Raw genomic sequence first — 17958 nt, 5'->3', positions numbered from 1 at the left:
CAGTCGTCCGGCACGCCTCCCGCGTGCGCCGCCTCTTCGGCCTGGCCGTGGCCGCCTACCGCCGCCGCGCCTGACGGCTCACCCGCTGACCAGCGCCGCCGGGTCGCGTTCCGGTGGGCCGGCGGGCCACCACTCCCCCTCGACCTGCGCGAAGGGGTACCAGCGGCCGTCGCGGCCGTAGCGCAGCTGCAGGGGGCCGAGGGTCCAGCGGTTGCGCCACGCCTCCAGCGGCGGCGGCTGCTCGCCCTCCCAACCGGCCTCCAGCAGGGCCTGCGACCTGGCCAGATCCTGGCGGGGCGGCGTCCAGGCGTGCTCGAGCACCTCCAGGCCGTGCGAGCCGCCGTACCGCCACGCCCGCACGGCCGTCTCCAGCCCGAGGTCCAGGTCGTGCTCGGCGGCCAGGCGTACCCGGTCCTGGTATTCGGACAGCTCCGGCAGCCGCCCGTGGAGCAGCACCTCGCGCGCCCGCCAGGCGGCCGAGGCGGTGAGCACCCCCAGGGCGGCCACGTCCACGCCCGGCGCCCCGTCCAGCACGGGCGGGGCGAAGGCGACCTCGAACGGCGGGGGCTCGGGCAGCGCGGGCACGCCCGCCGCGAAAGCCTCCACCGCCGGCGTCCCCACGGACGCGGCCGGCGCCGGGTCCAGGACGGGCGGAGCCGCGCGCCCCTGCAGGGCCTCCAGCAGCTCCTGCTCGCCGCGCCCGCGCATCAGCAGCAGCACGAACGGGTCCGCGTCCAGCAGCCACGACGCCTGGTAGCACAGGGCGGCCGCGTGCTTGCACGGATGCCCCCAGTCCGGGCAGGAGCACTCCGGCTCCAGGTCACCGACGGCCGGCAGCAGCGGCACGGCGGCGTCCTCGGCGGCCTCCACCAGGTCGTGCGGCATGTCGCGGTCGAGCAGGGCCGCGATGTGCCCGCTCTTGGCGGCCACCTGGTCGAGGAAACGTTCCCACGCGGCGTCGGTGAGCTGCTCGACGCGTACGACGGTGTCGTACTCGCTCTCGGTCACGGCGGCGATGCGGCCGGGGCTGACGGTGATGGGGCCGACCTGGCCGGTCTTGGCGTACGCGCGGCCCTTGCGCAGCAGCACCTGGTCCAGCGAGGTGTCCTCCATGGCCTTCACCCAGGCCCGGCCCCACCAGGAGGTGGCGAAACGGGCTCCGGCGCGTTGCGGCGGGAAGGCGGCGAAGCCGCGGGCGGCGGTCATCTGAGCTCCACGAGGGCGGCGAGTTCGGCGTCGGTCAGCTCGGTCAGGGCGGCTTCCCCGGAGGCCAGCACGGCCTCGGCCAGCGCGCGTTTGGCGCCGAGCATCTCGGCGATGCGGTCCTCGATCGTGCCCTCCGCGATCAGCCGGTGCACCTGGACGGGCCGGGTCTGGCCGATGCGGTAGGCGCGGTCGGTGGCCTGGTCCTCGACGGCGGGGTTCCACCAGCGGTCGTAGTGGATGACGTGGTCGGCGCGGGTGAGGTTCAGGCCGGTGCCGGCGGCCTTGAGCGACAGCAGGAACACCGGCTCCCGCCCGTCCTGGAAGCGCGCGACCATCTCCTCGCGGCGGGCGACCGGGGTGCCGCCGTGCAGCAGCTGGCTGGCCACGCCCCTGGCGGTCAGGTGCCGCTCCAGCAGGCGGGCCATGGTGACGTACTGGGTGAACACCAGCACCGCGCCGTCCTCGGCCACGATGGTGTCGACCAGCTCGTCCAGCAGCTCCAGCTTGCCCGAGCGGCCGGTCAGGCGCGGCGCGGCCTCGTGCAGGTACTGGGCGGGGTGGTTGCAGATCTGCTTGAGGCCGGTCAGCAGCTTGACGATCAGGCCGCGCCTGGCCATGCCGTGGGCCTCGGCGATCTGGGCCATGCTCTCGCGTACGACGGCCTCGTACAGGCCGGCCTGCTCGGGGGTGAGCGCGACCGGGCGGTCGGTCTCGGTCTTGGGCGGCAGCTCCGGCGCGATGCCGGGATCGCTCTTACGGCGCCGCAGCAGGAACGGCCCCACCAGCCGCGACAGGCGTTCGGCCGCCTCGCTGTCGCCGGACTCGACGGGTTTGGCCCACCGCGCCCTGAACCTGCCCAGCGGGCCCAGCAGCCCCGGCGTGGTCCAGTCGAGGATGGCCCACAGCTCCGACAGGTTGTTCTCCACGGGGGTGCCGGTCAGCGCGACGCGCGCCCCGGCCGGGATCTCGCGCAGGGCCTTGGCGGTGCCGGAGGCGGGGTTCTTGACGTGCTGGGCCTCGTCGGCCACCACCAGGCCCCACGGGTGCGTGGCCAGGCGGGCCGCGTCCAGCCGCATGGTGCCGTAAGTGGTCAGCACGAATCCCTCATCAGGCAGCGTGCGCTGCGCCCCGTGGAAGCGGCGCACCGGCACGCCCGGCGCGAACTTGGTGATCTCCCGCTCCCAGTTGCCCAGCAGCGAGGCCGGGCAGACCACGAGCGTGGGCCCGGCGCCCTCACCGGCGCGGTGCAGGTGCAGGGCGATCAGCGTGATCGTCTTGCCCAGGCCCATGTCGTCAGCCAGGCAGCCGCCCAGCCCGAGCGAGGTCATCTGGGCCAGCCAGCGCAGCCCGGCCAGCTGGTAGTCACGCAATGTCGCCGCCAGCCCTTCGGGAGGGCCGGCGTCGGCGGGCTCGGCCAGGCGTTCGCGCAGCTCGCGCAGCCAGGCGGTCGGCTCCACGGCGACCTGCTCGCCCTCGACCTCGACCGCGCCGGTCAGGGCGGCGCCCAGCGCCTCGATGCCGGTCAGGGGCTTGAGGTCGCGCTGGCGGGCCTTGCGGGCCAGGTCGGGGTCGATGAGGACCCACTGGTCGCGCAGCCGCACCACCGGGCGGTGGGCCTCGGCGAGCCGGTCCATCTCGGCCGCGCTCAGGCGCTCGCCGCCGAGCGCGAGCTGCCAGTTGAAGCTGGTCAGGTGCTGCCCGCCTAGGAACGACGGCAGGTCCGACGGCTTGGCGTCGCGCTCGCCGATGACGGCGCGCGCGCTCAGGCCGCGCACCAGGGCCTTGGGCCAGTGCACCTCGACGCCGGCAGCGGCCAGGCGTTCGGCGCCGCCGGCGAGCAACTGCTCGACGTCGCCGTCGGTGAGGGCGAGCTCGTCGGGGACGGCGCTGTCGAGCAGCCGTTCCAGGCGCGGCCAGGTACGGGCGGCCCGGCGCACGGCCAGCGTGGCCTCGATCCTGGCGCGCGGTCCGAACCCCGCGTCGCGCCCCTCCCACAGGTCGGCCGCGTCGATGACGAGGGAGGGGTCGGCCAGGCTGTGCAGCTGCACGATCGCGCGGAACTCGGCGGCGGCCAGGTCGTCGGCCTCCAGGCGCAGCGACAGCCGTACGCCCGAGTCGAGGCCGGCCGAGACCTCCTCGGCCCAGGGGCGCAGGTGCGGCACCTTGACGGGCTTGGCGGCGGCGAAGGCGGTGGTGCCGGTGGCCCGCACGGCGCCGGGCGAGCGCGGCATGGCGTCGGCGACGGCGTCGAGGAACGCGCGCACGAGCGGCTCGGCCTCCGGCAGCCACAGCTCCGCCTGCTGCCCGGGCTGGAGGGGGATGGCGCGGGCCGCGGCGGGCATGGCGGCGGCCAGCTCGCGTACGCGCTGGATGTCGGCGGCGTCGAGCGGGCCGGCGCGCCACGAGTCGTGCTCTCCCGCCGACACCCCCGGCAGGATGCGGCCCCGGGTGACCAGCTGGAGCGCCACCAGCGCGGCCGCGCCCCAGAAGCGGGTCGCCGGGTGGGCCCGCGGGTCCATGCGCGCCCTGGCCAGCCCTGCCACCGCCTCGCCCACCGGGACGAGGGTGGCCGCGACCTCGCGCGTGCGCACGGTGCCGTCGTGCTCCTCGGCCACCGTCACCGCCGACGGCCCGTCCGGGTCGAGGAAGGTGATATGACCGGACCTGGGTGGGTCGCCGGGTTGGAAGACTGCCGCGTGCCAAGTCAGGTTGCTCACGACCGTACAGTGTACGGTACATGGGGGTGGGGTTTACCGCACCCCGCGATCAGAAGTCCGCCTCATTCCAGGCATATCCGATCATCCCTAGGCTTGAGCCCATGACTGATTGGCTGGTTGGACTGATGGAGACTCTCGGCGCGCCCGGGGCCGGGCTCGCGATCGCGCTGGAGAACCTCTTCCCTCCCCTGCCCAGCGAGGTGATCCTGCCGCTGTCGGGCTTCACCGCGTCCAGAGGCGAGATGGACCTGCTGGACGTGCTGGTGTGCACGACGCTCGGCTCGGTGGTCGGGGCGCTGGCGCTGTACTGGGTGGGGGCGCTGCTGGGCCGCGAGCGCACGCTGGCCATCGCCGCCAAGCTCCCGCTGGTCAAGCCGGCCGACATCGAGAAGACCGAGGCGTGGTTCCTCAAGCACGGCCGCAAGACGGTGTTCTTCGGGCGGATGATCCCCATCTTCCGCAGCCTCATCTCCGTACCGGCGGGCGTCGAGCGGATGCCGCTGGTGCCGTTCACGCTCCTGACGGCCACCGGCAGCCTGATCTGGAACACCATCTTCGTCATGGCCGGCTACCTGCTGGGCGAGAACTGGTCGCTGGTGGAGACGTACGTCGGCATCGGCTCCAAGGTGGTGCTCGGGCTGGTGGCGCTGGCGCTCGTGGTGTTCGTCGGAGTGCGGCTGGCCGAGCGGCGCAAGGGCAGGCATGCGAGTCGCCGCTGAGGGGCTGCGGCTGCTGGGCGCGGTGACGCTGGGCGCCGTCACCGCGCTGGCCGAGCTCGTCTTCCTGCTGCTGACGCTCCCTTTTCTGGGCAACCCGAACGTCTCCGCCGCGGCCCGCCGGCTCGCCCGCCTCGAGGCGCGCCGCCTGCGCCTGGACCCCGACGCACTCCAGGAGGGCAAGCCCGTGCCCTACCTGGCCGCCCGCGTCCCGGTGGGGGTGCTGGGCGGGCTGGTGATCACGTTGCTCGTGTACGGGGCCGGCGCCGGTGTCCTCATCCTCACCGCCTGGGCGCGCGGCGAGCGGTTCGACGGGATGGCACCCTCGCTCCCCCTGGTCGCCTACTTCGTGGTCGGCGGGATCGTCCTGCTGTTCCTCGACCTGTCGGGCGTGGTGGGCGTGCACACCCTGGAACGGCGGCTGGCGGTGCGCATGCTCGCCCCCGACCCGACCCGGGCCCTCGAACGCAGGATCGCCGAACTGTCCGAGAGCCGCGCCGGCATCGTGGCCGCCGTGGACTCCGAACGCCGCCGGATCGAGCGCGACCTGCACGACGGGCTGCAGCAGCGTCTGGTGGCCCTGTCGATGCTGGTCGGACGGGCCAGGCGGGGCCGACCGGAGCTGCTGGAGCAGGCGCACCAGGAGGCGCAGCAGGCGCTGACCGAATTGCGCGAGGTGGCCTGGCGGGTCTATCCCAGCGGCCTGGACACCCTGGGCCTCGGCGAGGCGCTGGCGGGGGTGGCCGAACGGTCGAGCGTTCCCGTCAAGGTAGCCTGCGACCTGCGGCGTCGGCCGCCGATGGCGGTGGAGACGGCGGCGTACTTCGTGGTGTGCGAGGCCGTCACCAACGCCGCCAAGCACGCCGGCGCCACGCTCATCACGGTCGAGGTGCACGAGGAGGACGCTGCGGTGCTCGTACGGGTGCGAGACGACGGCGCGGGCGGCGCGCAGGAGGCGGGCGGCGGCCTGTCGGGGCTGGCCAGACGGGTGGCGGCGCTGGACGGCGGCTTCGAGGTGAGCAGCCCGGTCGGCGGGCCGACCACGATCACGGCGGTGCTGCCGTGCGGGTGATCCTGGCCGAGGACTCCACGCTGCTGCGCGAGGGACTGGTACGGCTGCTGCTGGAGGAGGGCCACGAGGTGCCGACCGCGGTCAGCGACGGCGACGCGCTGGTCGCCGCGGTGGCCGAGCACGGGCCGGACATCGTGGTGGTGGACGTCCGCATGCCGCCGACCCACACCGACGAGGGCCTGCGGGCGGCGCTGGAGATCAGGCGGCGCTGGCCCGCCGTGAAGGTGCTGGTGCTGTCGCAGTACGTGGAGAAGAGGTACGCCACCGAGCTGATGAGCGCGGACGTCGAGGGCGTCGGCTACCTGCTCAAGGACCGGGTGGCGCAGGTCGGCGACTTCCTGGACGCGCTGGAGCGGGTGGGCGCGGGCGGGGCGGCCTTCGACCCGGAGGTGGTGCGCCAGCTGCTGGCCCGTACGACGCAGGTGGATCCCCTGGCCCGGCTGACGGCGCGGGAGCGGGAGGTGCTGGAACGGATGGCGCAGGGGCTGACCAACGCCTCGATCGCCCAGGCCCTGCACGTGTCGCAGAGCGCGGTGGAGAAGCATGTGAACTCGCTGTTCGACAAACTCCAGCTGTCGCACACGACCGGCTACAGCCGCCGGGTGCTGGCCGTGCTGCACTTCCTGGAGTCCTGACCTGCCGTTTTGTCTGGTGAAATAGGCATTCCACCGACAAGGAGTCGAACACGTCATGGCGAAGACCGTCGCGGCCAAGCTGCTCATCAAGCCGGAGTCCCGGGTGTGGATCTCCGACGCCGTCCACCTGCCGCTCATCGAGCCGCTGCCGGAGGGCGCCTCGCACGTCGAGGACCTCAAGGAGGCGGACGTGGCGCTCGTCTTCGCCGCCGACGCCGCCTCGGCGCGGCAGCTCCTCGACCGCCATCGCGACCAGGTGAGCGCGCCGCCGGTGCTGTGGGTCGCCTACCCCAAGGGAAACAAGTCCGACATCAACCGCGACACGCTCTGGCCGATCGTGGGCGAGTACGGGCTGCGGCCCAACGGGCAGGTGGCGGTGGACGAGGTGTGGTCGGCGCTCCGCTTCCGCGCCCTCAAGGAGGGCGAGCCCCCGTTCACGGGCGGCCGCTGACCCCTTGGTGATGTTCAACCCGAAAGCCGTCGGATCGGGTTGAACATGTGCTGAAATATCGCGACATGAGGACACTCAGGGGCGGGTTGGTGGGCCTCGTGGTCGGGGCGGTCAACGCCGTCATCGCCGCCGACGCGATCGTGCGGGATGACGACCTCGGCGCGATCCTCAGCAACGCGTTGATCTTCCTGGTCCCCTTCCCGCTCGGAGCAGCGGGCGCGGCGCTGCTGCGGATACCGCGCTGGTACGTCGTGGGAATCGCCGGGGCGATCGCGACCGCCGTGCTGGGCGCGGCCCTGGCAAAGCTGGTGCCCGACAACTACCTCTTCGGCTACGACGAGATGTGGACGATCGGCGTGTACGTGGTCGCGGGAGTGCTCGGCTTCGTGGCTGCGGTCTGGTGGGCGCGCGACTGGTGGGCCGGGATCACGGTCACCGGTCTGCTGGTCTCGACGCACGTGATCTCGCTCCAGGTGCGGGACCCGTGGCACGAGTGGCAGGAAGCGTTCGCCTTCCAGCGAGCGGGCATCCCGCTGGTTGCCTCGCACCTGCCGGGTCACAGGATGAGGCGGGCCGAGCTGTGGACGGGAGAGGAAGAAGGGACGGCGATCCTGCTCGAGTACGCTCGCCCGGACCACACGGAGATCCGCGTGCTCCTCCGTCCCGCCTCGGCCGCCACGCCCGGAGCCGCGTGCCGCTCGCCGTTCCCTGCCATCACGTGGGGGACGGACGGCGTCTCCTGCAGCTCGTCAAGGGATGACCGCTGGGTTCGCGAGGACTCGGGCGGGGACATCGCGGTGTTCGCCCGGCGCGGGAACGCGCTGGTCCAGGCCGACGGCACGGGTGCGACCTCGCAGGAGCTGTTCGCCCTCGTCGACACCCTGCGCCCGGTCACCGCCGCTCAGCTCGCACGCGTGTAGCCGCCGCAGCCGGACGGGCGCCGACGCGCCACCTCGATGTGTGTCACATCGCCGGCGCCGAGCCTGCGTGGTCGCCTCCTTGATGTCGGAGGTGTGCGAACCGGACGGTGATGGACAGGCCGCCTTCGGGGCGTGCGCCGGCGGTGAGGGTGGCGTGGTGAGCTTGGGTGACGGCGTTGACGATGGCGAGGCCGAGACCGTAGCCGTCGCGCCGGCCGTGACGATCGGGCGCCAGTTTCTGGAAGGGTTGAAAGAGGCGCTGGATCTGGTCGTCGGGGATGACCGGCCCGCTGTTGGTGACCGTGAGGGCCACCTGCGTGCCGGAGGTCTGAGTGGTGACCCTCACGTGCCCGTCTGCGTGGTTGTGGCGGATGGCGTTGTCGATGAGGTTGGCGACGAGGCTTTCGATCAGTTTCTGGTCTCCGGCCGTCACCGCGGGCGTCAGGTGTTCGGCCAGGTCGATGCCTGCCTGCGTTGCTTGGTCGCGGCGGGAGGCGAGCACTTTTTCGGCGACGTGGGCGAGGTCGAGGGTGTCCCAGCGGGTGACGCCGCGCTCGCTGGTGGCCAGGGCGAGCAGTGCCTGGACGAGCCGCTCCTGGTGTTCGCCCAGGGTGAGGGCCTCCTGGCAGGCCGAGCGCAGGGTCTCGGTGCCGGCATCGGGGTCGGCGAGGGCGACTTCGAGGAGGGTACGCAGGCCGGCCAGAGGGGTGCGTAGCTCGTGGGAGGCGTTGGCGACGAAGTGGCGTTGGGCGTCGAAGGAGGCTTGAAGGCGGGCGAACAGGTCGTCGAGGGTGTGGCCGAGTTCGGTCAGCTCGTCCGTTGGCTCGCCGAGGTCGAGACGCCGGTGGAGGTCTCCGGCGGAGATGATTCTGGCGGTGGTGGTGATGGCGCGCAGCGGGCGCAGGAACCGGCCGGCGACGAACCAGCCGAGAGCCAGGGCGAGGGGAATCAGAAGGACCAGGGCGACGGCGGATCCCGCGAGGAGTTGGGGCAGGCTGATCCCGGCTCCGGTTCCGGTGGTCACGCTCGATGGGGGGTGGCCTTTGGGCACGGCCGCGTGGACGGTGGCGAGCCCGACGTCGACGAAGGCGAGCACGAAGACCCCGGCGGCGTAGATGCCCGCCGCGTAGGCGAGCGCGAGCCGCGTCTGCAGGGACCTTCTGGCGAGTTGCCGGGTGGTCATGACGGCCCGATACGGTAGCCGCCTTCGCGGATGGTCTCGATCACGGGCGGATCGCCGAGCTTGGCCCGCAACCGGTGCATGGTGTGCTTGACGGCGCTGCTGAAGGGGTCGGCGGCCTCGTCCCAGACGCGCTCCAGCAGTTCCTCGGCGGAGATGACCAGGCCGGGTACGGCGAGCAGGCATTCGAGCAGGGCGAACTCCCGAGGGCTAAGCTCCAGGCGCCGGCCGGCCCGGAACGCGGTACGGCGGGCCGGATCGAGGGTGATGTCCCCGCATGCCAGGGTGGGCGGCAGCGGCGGGGTGGCGCGGCGGGCCAGGGCACGGACGCGGGCCACCAGTTCGGCGAACGCGAACGGCTTGGGCAGGTAGTCGTCGGCGCCGAGGCTGAGCCCGTCGACGCGGTCCTCGATCGTGCCCGAGGCGGTGAGCATCAGCACGCGGGTCTCACAGCGGCCGTGGGCGAGTTGCCGACAGATCTCGTCCCCGTGGACGCCCGGCAGGTCGCGGTCGAGGATCACCACGTCGTAGCGGGTGACGGCCAGGCGGTCGAGGGCCGCGGTTCCGTCCAGGACGACGTCGACGGCCATGCCCTCGCGGCGCAGCCCGGTTCCGATGGAGCGGGCGAGGACCTCGAAGTCCTCGACGACGAGGACCCTCACCGCCGCTCACCGCCGGTCGTCGTACGGGCGGCGCGGCCGCCGGGTCGAAATGGCATGCATCGACGATGCCAGATCCCAGGTTCCAGCCGGGTCGCAGGGGCTGCGACCGGGCTGGAACGGGGTGCCGCGTACAACCGTCGGCATGAGTCCGTTTTCGAACCCGGAGCCCGCTGCCAGGAGCGTCCCGGGGATCGTCGTCGCCGGGCTGCGCAAGCGGTACGGGGCGACCCTGGCCCTCGACGGCATATCCTTTTCCGTCCACCCGGGGCTGGTGACCGGCTTCGTGGGGCCGAACGGGGCCGGGAAGTCCACCACGATGCGGGTGATCCTGGGCGTGGACGCGGTCGAGGAGGGCACCGCGCTGATCGAGGGTCGGCCGTACCGCAGTCTTCGGCATCCGCTGAACCACGTCGGTTCCCTGCTGGACGCGTCGGCGCCGCACCCCGGCCGCAGCGGGCGTAACCACCTGCTGTGGCTGGCGCATTCGCAGGGCCTGGCCGCGCGGCGGGTGGACCAGGTGATCGAGCAGGTCGGCCTGACCCCGACGGCATCGTCTGGATGCGCGGCTTCCTGCGGTCGCTGGCCGCTCAGGGCCGCGCCGTGCTGGTGTCCAGCCACCTGATGAGCGAGGTGCAGGACACAGCCGATCATCTCGTCGTGGTCGGGCGTGGCAAGGCCATCGCCGACGCCGGCGTGGCCGAGCTGATCGCGGCCGTGTCCGGGAACCGGGTGGCCCTTCGGACCACGGCCGGGACGCACGCGATGAGGGCGCTCGCTCATGCCGGCGCGAGGGTGGCGGCCACCGGCCGCGACACCATCACCGTCTCCGGCCTGCCCGCGGATCGGATCGTGAGGCTGCTCAGCGAGAGCGCGGTGCCGTTCTCCGAGGTGTCGGCCCATCGCGCCCCCCTTGAGGACGTCTACCTGGAGCTCACCCGCGAGGCGGTCGAGTTCCGCGCCGGGACGCCCACCTTCGGGCTGCGTGCCCGTACGTGGCTGGTCACCGGCGCCGGGCTGGCGTCATGGGGTCGGCGCGACGGCGTCGCAGGGCCCGAGTGCCTGCGACGAGGACGGCGGAGACGGCGCGGCGGCGGGTGACCGGCGCCAGAGCAGGTATCCCGTCAGCGCGGCGAGCAGGCCGGCCAGGCCGGCCGCCGCGAAGCCGCCCGCCGGCACGGACGCGTCGATCGCCACTCCCACGACCGGGGAGCCGAGCGCGAACCCCGCGCTCGCCGCCGAGGACTGCAGGCCGGTCGCCTCACCTCGCACACTGGCCGGCGTCAGCCGGCTCACCGCGTCGGAGACCGTGGAAAGGGTCGGTGCGGTGAGCAGACCGGCACCGATGACGGCCACACACAGCCAGGGCCAGTCATGGGCAAGTCCGGCCGGAATCGTCACCAGCCCGAGCAGGCCGAGCAGCAGCCAGGTGGGCATCGGCCGGGGCAGCGCCCCGTACACCAGACCGCCCACGACGGACGTCACCCCGAACACGGCGACGACCACGGCCGCCCACGAGACCTGACCGGCTTCTTGAAGAGTGGCGACGATGGCCAGGTCGACGCCGCTGAGCAGCATCGCGACGCCGAACCCCATCGTCAGGACAGCGACCATGCGCGCCCCCAGCCACTCCCGGCGCCGGGGCCGGCCCGCTGCCTCGCCGACCATCTCGTCCTCGGCCCGCAGCGGCGGGTTGAGCAGGGCGATCCCTGCCCCGCCGACGACGATCGCGGCGCCCACTCCCCATGCCACCACCCCGGGAGACACCTTCGCCGCGCACAGGATCACCACCGCCGGCCCCACCATGTACGACAGCTCGCCCGCCACCGACTCCAGCGCGAACGCTGCCCGCCGCTGCCCTGCCGTCGTCATCGCGGCGATCGCCTGCCTGGTAACCGGTTGGACCGGCACCATCAGCAGGCCGGCGGCGAAGGAGGCGCCCAGCAAGATCACGTACGGCAGCACAGGAACGGTCAGCCAGAACACGAGCTGCGGCACAACCGTGGCCAGCAGCACGGTACGCAGGCCCCGCCGGTCGATCAGCCGCCCCAGCAGCGGGCCGCCCAGCGCGACCCCGGCGGTGAGCGCCGCCACCACGCCTCCCGCCGCCGCGTAACTCATGTCGAGGGCAATGACGACGTACATCGTCAACGCCATCGCGTCCGCCGTGATCGCGGTACGAGCGAGCAGCGAAATGCCCAGCAGTGGCGCCATCCCCGGCACCGCGAGCACCTGTCGAAATCTGGTCACCGATTTGACGGTAGGTCACCTGTCATGCCATAGGAAGTCGTCAATTCGTTGGACCAGGCATAATGAACGCTTATGGCCCGTGATCTCGACACCGCACTGCTGCGGTCGTTCGTCACCGCCGTGCGAGCGGGCAGCATCAGCCGTGCGGCGGCGGCGCTCGGCCGCACCCAGCCCGCGCTCAGCCAGCAGTTGCGCAAGCTCGAGAGGGCCGTCGGCAGTCCGCTGCTGCACCGGACGCCGTCCGGCGTCTCGCCGACCCGGGCGGGCGAGGAACTGCTGCCCTACGCCGAGCGCATTCTCGCGCTGTCGGCACAGGCGCTCGCCGAAACAGGACGTGCGCTCACCGGGCATTGCGGGGTGGGACTCCTCGAAGATCTCGCCGCCTCCCGACTTCCTCAGGCGCTCGCCGACCTCGCGCGGCTGCACCCCGACGTGACGCTGGAGGTGCTCAGTCTTTCCAACGCGGCGATGCGGGAGGCCTACGACACGGGCCGCGTCCAGCTCGTGCTCGACGAGGCCGCGGATCTTCCCTGGCCGCCGCGCTGGACGGTGCGTCTGCCGCTGGTCTGGGCGGTGGGGCAGGGTGTCGCCATCGACGCCGATCCGCTGCCGGTGGTGCTGTTCTCGAACACGTGCGCCTGGCGAACGTCGGTGCTGGAGACGATGGAAGGCACAGGGCGCCGCTGGCGGGTGGCGTTCGAAAGCAACAGCCTCGCCGGAGTACTCGCCGCGCTACGGGCCGGGCTCGGGGTCGCGGCGCTCCTGCCCGCCAACCTCGAGCCGGCCATGGCCTGCCACGACGCGGCCGCCTTGCCTGCTCTGCCGGACGTCGAACTCGGCCTTGCCCGCCACCCCGGTACCGAAGGTGACGCGCTCATCGACGCTGTGGAGACCGCCCTGCGGCGGATGATCTGAGCCGCGAAGTTCGACCCGGCCTGTCTCCGCCGCCATGGTGCGCTGCCCTCCCAGGTGTTGTCGGGGACGCCGGCGTTCGAGGGTATCTTCGGTTGTGCTGCCCACCTTGCCCGCTTGGCAGTCGAGCCGGTCGAGGAGTCGATATGCAGCCAAGGGGGTCGATCGATGAGCGCGGGCTATCCGAAGGGGCGACGGCGGCGTGCTGAGATCGTCGAGGCCGCGTTCGCCAAGTTCGCCTCGGTCGGGTACCGCAACGCGAGCATGGTGCAGATCGCTGCGGACTGCGGGGTTTCTCGGATGGGCCTGGCGCATCACTTTCCGACGAAGGAATTGCTCCTCGCTGCTGTGCTCGAGGAACGGGATCGAGTCAATGGCGAGTTGTTCTTCGCCGGATTCGACGCAACGGTGGATGGCTTGGACTATCTCTCTCGGCTTGCACGCGTGGTGGAGCACAATGCGACGGTGCCGGGCCTCGTGAGCCTGTACGCCGTGCTGTCGATCGAGGCCGCTGACCCGGCGCATCCCGCGCACGCGTACTTCGTCGAACGGTATACGCACATCCGCAGGGACATTCGCGATGCGCTTGAGGAACTCGACGCCCGAGGGCTTGTGCGGCCGGGCGTCCGCATCGCGGGTGCCGAATCGGATCTCATGGCGTTGATCGACGGTCTGCAGGTGCAGTGGCTCCTCGACCCGACCAGCGTGGACATGGGTGCCCGCTTCCGGCAGCGGCTCAGCGAGATGCTCCTGGTCGAGGTGCCCTGACCGACTGGGCGGCGGCTCACACCGTCAGCGTCTTCGACCGGCCGAACCTCCACAGAAGGCCGGCCGCGGCGACGACCGAGATCGCTTCGCCGATCGGCAGGCTGATCCAGATTCCTGTGGGCCCGCGCATGCCGAGCGCCAGGACGAGCGGCGCCTTGATGATCACGAGCGTGCCGATCGAGATCAGATACGACGGCGTGGCTCTGCCGAGAGACTGGAAGTAGGCGGAGATCAGAGGCGGGATGCCGGCGAAGACGAATCCGATCGCGATGATGCGCAGCGCATCGACCGTGACGGCCGTGGTTTCCGGATCGCCGATGAACAGTCCCACGAGCGGCTGCGCGAGCAGGGCGATGGGCGCCGCTGTTATGGCCCCGTAGATGACGGTGGCGCGCATGGCCAGCGTGAGAGTCCGGTTGACGCGGCCGGTCAGCCGGCGGCCGGCGTTGTAGCCGACGATCGGCTGAATACCCTGGGTGATGCCGATCTGCGGCGTGAACACGAAGGTCTGCAGCCGCGCGCACACCGCGTAAGCGGCCAGAGCGACCGCGCCGGTCGCGGCGAGAGTCGTGTTGATCAGGGCTGCCAGCAACGTGGCACCGAAGCCGGCGAGGAAGGAGGGGGCGCCCACCGCGAGCACGGCCCCGATCGTCGCCGGGTTCGGGCGCAGGTCAGCCAGCCCGATCCGGTACGGCCGACCGCGCTGGACGAAGAAGAACCAGACCGCCATGCCTGCCGACACGGCCTGGCCGCCGACCGTGCCGAGAGCCGCACCGGCGACACCCAGGCCGCAGGCAAAGATCAGCAGCGGATCGAGGACGATCTGCACCAGCACGGGTACGACCCACAGCATCGTCGAGAACCGCAGCCGCCCTTCCGCGCGCACCAGAGCCGAGAACCCGGTCGAGAAGATCGACCCCCCGATGATCACTGCCGCGTAGGGCCGCGCGTATTCGATCGTCGGATCGGATCCACCCAGCATGGTCAGCAGCGGATCGAGCGCGAGAAGACCGGCCACGGTGATCACCAACGCCACGAGCCAGAACACGACGAACGCGTTTCCCGCGGCGCGTGCGGCCCGATCGGGTCGGCCGGCACCGAGCATGCGCGAGACCACGGACGCGCCGCCGACGCCGACGGTCGTCGAGACCGCACCCAGCATCAAGATGACCGGTGCGACGAGGTTGACCGCTGCCAGTGCTGTCTCGCCGACGCCTCTGGCGACGAACCAGGCGTTGGTGAGCGCGTAGATCCCGTAAACGCCCACTGAGAGCGTCGTCTGCGAGCATGTCCACCACAGCAGCCGCCCGATCGGGCGGGTGCCCAGCGATTGCGTGTGATCGCGTACTGCCGGTCCACGCCGGCCCATCAGCGTGTCACCGGGTACGGCCGAACTGCGCCATCAGCAGATCAAGCTGCTCACGGCCGAAGTCGTAGGTCGTGGTGTCGGTGTGACCGCGGTACTTCGTCTCGACGATCATGATGACGGCCAGGTAGAGCGAGTACAGCCGGCGGCGCACCCTTTGCGCCTCGGACAATGCACCGAGCCCGTATCCCTGCATGAAGTCGGTGGGATCTCCGAAGACCGGCAGGTCGATCCCGGTGAGTCCGGCCTCCATGATCGGATCGCCATAGACGGCACGCTCGTGGTCGAGGATGGACACGATCTGACCGTCGCGGATCATCGAGTTCTTCGTCCAGAGATCGACCTCGACGAAACGGGGCTCGGTCACGGCATCGAGCGCGCTTGCGTTCTTGGCGAGCACGGCGCGGATCTCGTCGTAGTCCCAGCCTATGTCGACCTGGACGTGGGCGCCATCGGTGAGCGTGTCCTCGACCATCTTGGTGAACGCTTCTCGCCATGTTGCCGATCCCGGGCCTTCCAGCGGCCCGAAGTGCGGCCCCACGATGGAGTTCAGCTCCCGGTTGAGGGCGCCGAGTTGTCGTCCACCCGCAGTGATGACCTCAGCCGTCAGGCGACCATCTGCCGCCGCGAGGCCGAAGTTGTCGGCATCGACGTACTCCATGAAGAAATAGTCCGCATCGATCAGCTCCCGCGACAGATCCGCGTGATCGACCCGCGGCACCGGAACCCCAGTGCGATCCCGGACCAGCGCCATCGCGGCAAGCTCGTTGCGCATCATGTTCCGCTCACGGGTCAGCACCGCCACATCCCCGGGAGGGGCGATTTTCAGCACCGCCTGCTGCCCGTCACGAAGCTGAATTCGATACACCACGTTGAACCAGCCGTGCGTGATTTCCTCGGCGAAGTCGTCGCCGTCGGGCACGTGGGCGGTCCCATAGGCTCGCTCGATCATCGCCCGAAGCGTCTTGAGTGGCTGCCGGTTCTTCGTGATGCTCTCCATCGCAACTCCCATCCGGCGCCGCTCTCGCCGTGCCTCAGCTCCATTGCCTGCCGAGGGATCCTACAAGAAACCGGCAGGGGTGACGGGATTAGTCGATACGCCCTGCGCGGGCGCTGCGGAGCAGCCCGGCCAGCAGCGCGCCGATCGGGGCGCTGCCTCGCGGGTGGGCCGGCGACGGGGACGGCAGACATCGGCTTTCCGATCAGCTCACCGCAGTCACCTGCGCCTTTCCGTGCCGACGGCAGTGGTAGACGAACGCTGCGGCCTTCGCGGGGTCGCCCTGGCCTAAGCGGTTTGGTGCGCGGTGGCGACGGCCTTCTCGCGCCAGGTATCGATGTCCGACATGAGGGTGCGCTGATGCTGCTCAATTTCCTCGATGCAGTCCCCGCCGACAGCAAGGTGTACCGGTGGATGCTCCGCCGCGGCGACCTCGACGAGAAGCCGTCCCAGGGCCGCCGGATCGCCGACCTGCTGGTGATTGGCCTGCTCGGCGAAGGATCGCATCCCTGTACGGGAGCGCTCGTAGTCGGCCAGTTCCCGAGCGGGGCTGGCTTGCACGGAGGAACCGTCGAGGAAGTCGGTGCGAAAGTAGCCCGGCGCGACGTTGGTCGCCTTGATGCCAAACGGGTGCAGCTCAATCGCCAGCGACTCGGTGAATCCCGTGACGGCGAACTTGGTGGCGGAGTACATGGCGGCGCCGCCCACGTAGCCTGCGGCGGAGGAGAGGTTGAAGATGTGCCCTGACCGCTGCTGCCGCATGATCGGGAGCACGGCCCGGGTAACGCGCATGAGCCCGAAGACGTTCGTCTCGAACAGCTCGTGCACCTGTGCCTCGTCCGTCTCCTCGAAGTGGATCAACATGCCGCGGCCCGCGTTGTTGACCAGGACGTCGATACGTCCGAAATGATCCATGGCTGACTCGACCAGCGAGGCGTACACCCGCTCGTCGGATGTCGTGACGTCGAGCGGCAGCACCAGCAGGCGGTCGCTGAACCGCGGATCGGTGTTGTCGAGCATGCCGCTGCGGGTCGTCGCCACGACCGAATGCCCAGCCGCGAGTGCGGCGTCCGCGATGGCGCGGCCCAGTCCGCGGGATGCGCCGGTGATGAGCCATACCTGTGACATGAGTAGTCCTTTTCCAGTCCGTTGGGACACGGGAAACGTGGGGCTGTGGCGACGACCGCCGCGGCCATGAGCAGGACCGCGTTGAACACGATGGCCTGCGGCTCCCCCGCGGCGAGCGTGGACGCCCATGATGATGCCCAGGCCGGTGGCAGCCAACGGGGTGAGCTTGTCGCGCTGCTGGGTCAACTTGGTGACGCCGGCGCTGGCGAACAACACGGCCAGGTCGGAGCGGGAGCCTTTTCTCTGGCGCAGGGGTGAACGATGGGTGGGGGAGGAGGAGAGCCGGCGCGGCGTCAGACGGTGAACACGCGCTCGACTTCGTCGCGCTGCGTGTGCAGGTCCCAGTAGAGGGGGGCGATCTCCTCGGCCGAGGCCGTCGGCGCTCCGGGCGGGCCGTCGGTGCCGATCCACACGCCGATGGCGACGTGTGCGGCCTGGACGCCGGTGTCGGCCAGTTCCTTGTGCAGGCCGAGAACCCAGTTGCGCAGCGCGGCCTGGGCGGCGTTGACGTTGCCGAGCATCGGGGTGGGGTCGACCGAGCCGCCGCCGTTGGTGTAGAGCAGGGTGCCCGCGCCGGCCTCACGCATCGCGGGCAGCACGGCCCGGGTGGCGGCGATGGCCCCGTACAGCAGGAAGTCCATCCCCCACTGCACATCGGACGGGCTGGTCTCGGACGGGGCGGTGAGCGTCATGGACTCGATGCTCGGCGCTGGGGAGTACTCCAGGACGTCGATGCCGCCGAAGCGGGTGGCGGCGTCCTTGAGCGCCTGGGTGAGCGCGTCATGGTCGAACACGTCCGCCGGGAACGCGGCGGCGGTGATGCCCTCGGCGTCGAGCTGACCGACCAGGTCGTCGAGCTTGTCGCGGTTGCGGGCGATGAGAGCGACGTCGAAGCCGCGGGAGCCGAAGGTACGGGCGATGGCCAGGCCCATACCGGGGCCGGCTCCGACGATGGCGATGCTGGGCACAGTGAATCCTTTT

At 71.2% G+C, this 17958-nt stretch carries 16 protein-coding genes and 1 pseudogene; 8 read left to right on the top strand and 9 right to left on the bottom strand.

Going from position 1 to position 17958, the window contains the following annotated elements; genetic code table 11:
• Positions 1 to 78: 78 nt before the first annotated feature.
• The gene (locus ACIBI9_RS61240; RefSeq protein WP_397237262.1) at positions 79 to 1206 is read right to left on the bottom strand and encodes an SWIM zinc finger family protein; all 1128 of its coding nucleotides are present in this window, start codon (positions 1204 to 1206) and stop codon (positions 79 to 81) included.
• Entirely contained in the window at positions 1203 to 3923 is a 2721-nt protein-coding gene (locus tag ACIBI9_RS61235) for a DEAD/DEAH box helicase (RefSeq protein ID WP_397237260.1), read from the bottom strand. Before ACIBI9_RS61235 ends, ACIBI9_RS61240 begins: the two co-directional genes overlap by 4 nt.
• 101 nt (positions 3924 to 4024) lie before the next feature.
• On the opposite strand from ACIBI9_RS61235, the gene ACIBI9_RS61230 reads away from it, so the two are divergent.
• From ACIBI9_RS61230 to ACIBI9_RS61210, 5 genes are all read left to right on the top strand, one after another.
• Positions 4025 to 4642: a DedA family protein gene (locus tag ACIBI9_RS61230; protein ID WP_397237258.1), complete on the top strand. Its 618-nt coding sequence runs from the start codon at positions 4025 to 4027 to the stop codon at positions 4640 to 4642.
• A complete protein-coding gene (locus ACIBI9_RS61225) occupies positions 4626 to 5711 on the top strand; it encodes a sensor histidine kinase (protein ID WP_397237256.1) in 1086 nt (361 codons plus the stop codon). Before ACIBI9_RS61230 ends, ACIBI9_RS61225 begins: the two co-directional genes overlap by 17 nt.
• On the top strand, positions 5702 to 6346 hold the full coding sequence (locus ACIBI9_RS61220) for a response regulator (RefSeq protein ID WP_397237254.1): 645 nt from the start codon (positions 5702 to 5704) through the stop codon (positions 6344 to 6346). Before ACIBI9_RS61225 ends, ACIBI9_RS61220 begins: the two co-directional genes overlap by 10 nt.
• Positions 6347 to 6401: 55 nt before the next feature.
• Positions 6402 to 6797, top strand: coding sequence for a hypothetical protein (locus tag ACIBI9_RS61215; protein ID WP_397237252.1), 396 nt, complete (start codon positions 6402 to 6404; stop codon positions 6795 to 6797).
• A gap of 65 nt (positions 6798 to 6862) precedes the next feature.
• On the top strand, positions 6863 to 7717 hold the full coding sequence (locus tag ACIBI9_RS61210; protein ID WP_397237250.1) for a hypothetical protein: 855 nt from the start codon (positions 6863 to 6865) through the stop codon (positions 7715 to 7717).
• Positions 7718 to 7760: 43 nt separating this feature from the next.
• On the opposite strand, the gene ACIBI9_RS61205 is transcribed toward ACIBI9_RS61210, so the two are convergent.
• Entirely contained in the window at positions 7761 to 8900 is a 1140-nt protein-coding gene (locus ACIBI9_RS61205; protein ID WP_397237248.1) for a sensor histidine kinase, read from the bottom strand.
• The gene (locus tag ACIBI9_RS61200; RefSeq protein WP_397237246.1) at positions 8897 to 9559 is read right to left on the bottom strand and encodes a response regulator transcription factor; all 663 of its coding nucleotides are present in this window, start codon (positions 9557 to 9559) and stop codon (positions 8897 to 8899) included. Before ACIBI9_RS61200 ends, ACIBI9_RS61205 begins: the two co-directional genes overlap by 4 nt.
• Positions 9560 to 9701: 142 nt before the next feature.
• On the opposite strand from ACIBI9_RS61200, the pseudogene ACIBI9_RS61195 reads away from it, so the two are divergent.
• Positions 9702 to 10657: pseudogene (locus ACIBI9_RS61195) on the top strand (ATP-binding cassette domain-containing protein).
• Here ACIBI9_RS61195 and ACIBI9_RS61190 read toward each other — a convergent pair.
• A complete protein-coding gene (locus ACIBI9_RS61190; protein WP_397237244.1) occupies positions 10580 to 11806 on the bottom strand; it encodes an MFS transporter in 1227 nt (408 codons plus the stop codon). The pseudogene ACIBI9_RS61195 and the gene ACIBI9_RS61190 overlap by 78 nt on opposite strands.
• 72 nt (positions 11807 to 11878) lie before the next feature.
• Between ACIBI9_RS61190 and ACIBI9_RS61185 the strand changes: the two genes are divergently transcribed.
• Together ACIBI9_RS61185 and ACIBI9_RS61180 are read left to right on the top strand one after the other, a co-directional pair.
• Positions 11879 to 12721, top strand: a complete 843-nt coding sequence (locus ACIBI9_RS61185; protein WP_397237242.1) for a LysR family transcriptional regulator — start codon at positions 11879 to 11881, stop codon at positions 12719 to 12721.
• A 165-nt stretch (positions 12722 to 12886) separates the two neighbouring features.
• The gene (locus ACIBI9_RS61180; RefSeq protein ID WP_397237240.1) at positions 12887 to 13486 is read left to right on the top strand and encodes a TetR/AcrR family transcriptional regulator; all 600 of its coding nucleotides are present in this window, start codon (positions 12887 to 12889) and stop codon (positions 13484 to 13486) included.
• A gap of 16 nt (positions 13487 to 13502) precedes the next feature.
• Here ACIBI9_RS61180 and ACIBI9_RS61175 read toward each other — a convergent pair whose 3' ends face one another.
• The 4 genes from ACIBI9_RS61175 to ACIBI9_RS61160 form a co-directional block, all read right to left on the bottom strand.
• Positions 13503 to 14753, bottom strand: coding sequence for an MATE family efflux transporter (locus tag ACIBI9_RS61175; protein WP_397237238.1), 1251 nt, complete (start codon positions 14751 to 14753; stop codon positions 13503 to 13505).
• A gap of 109 nt (positions 14754 to 14862) precedes the next feature.
• Complete coding sequence (locus ACIBI9_RS61170) at positions 14863 to 15852, bottom strand: phosphotransferase family protein (RefSeq protein WP_397237236.1); 990 nt, start codon at positions 15850 to 15852, stop codon at positions 14863 to 14865.
• Between the two features lie 285 nt (positions 15853 to 16137).
• On the bottom strand, positions 16138 to 16977 hold the full coding sequence (locus tag ACIBI9_RS61165) for an SDR family oxidoreductase (protein WP_397237234.1): 840 nt from the start codon (positions 16975 to 16977) through the stop codon (positions 16138 to 16140).
• A gap of 293 nt (positions 16978 to 17270) precedes the next feature.
• The gene (locus tag ACIBI9_RS61160) at positions 17271 to 17945 is read right to left on the bottom strand and encodes an SDR family NAD(P)-dependent oxidoreductase (RefSeq protein WP_397237232.1); all 675 of its coding nucleotides are present in this window, start codon (positions 17943 to 17945) and stop codon (positions 17271 to 17273) included.
• Positions 17946 to 17958: the final 13 nt, after the last annotated feature.

This window comes from Nonomuraea sp. NPDC050451 (assembly GCF_044458585.1).
This window is presented reverse-complemented; position numbering and strand designations above follow the sequence as displayed.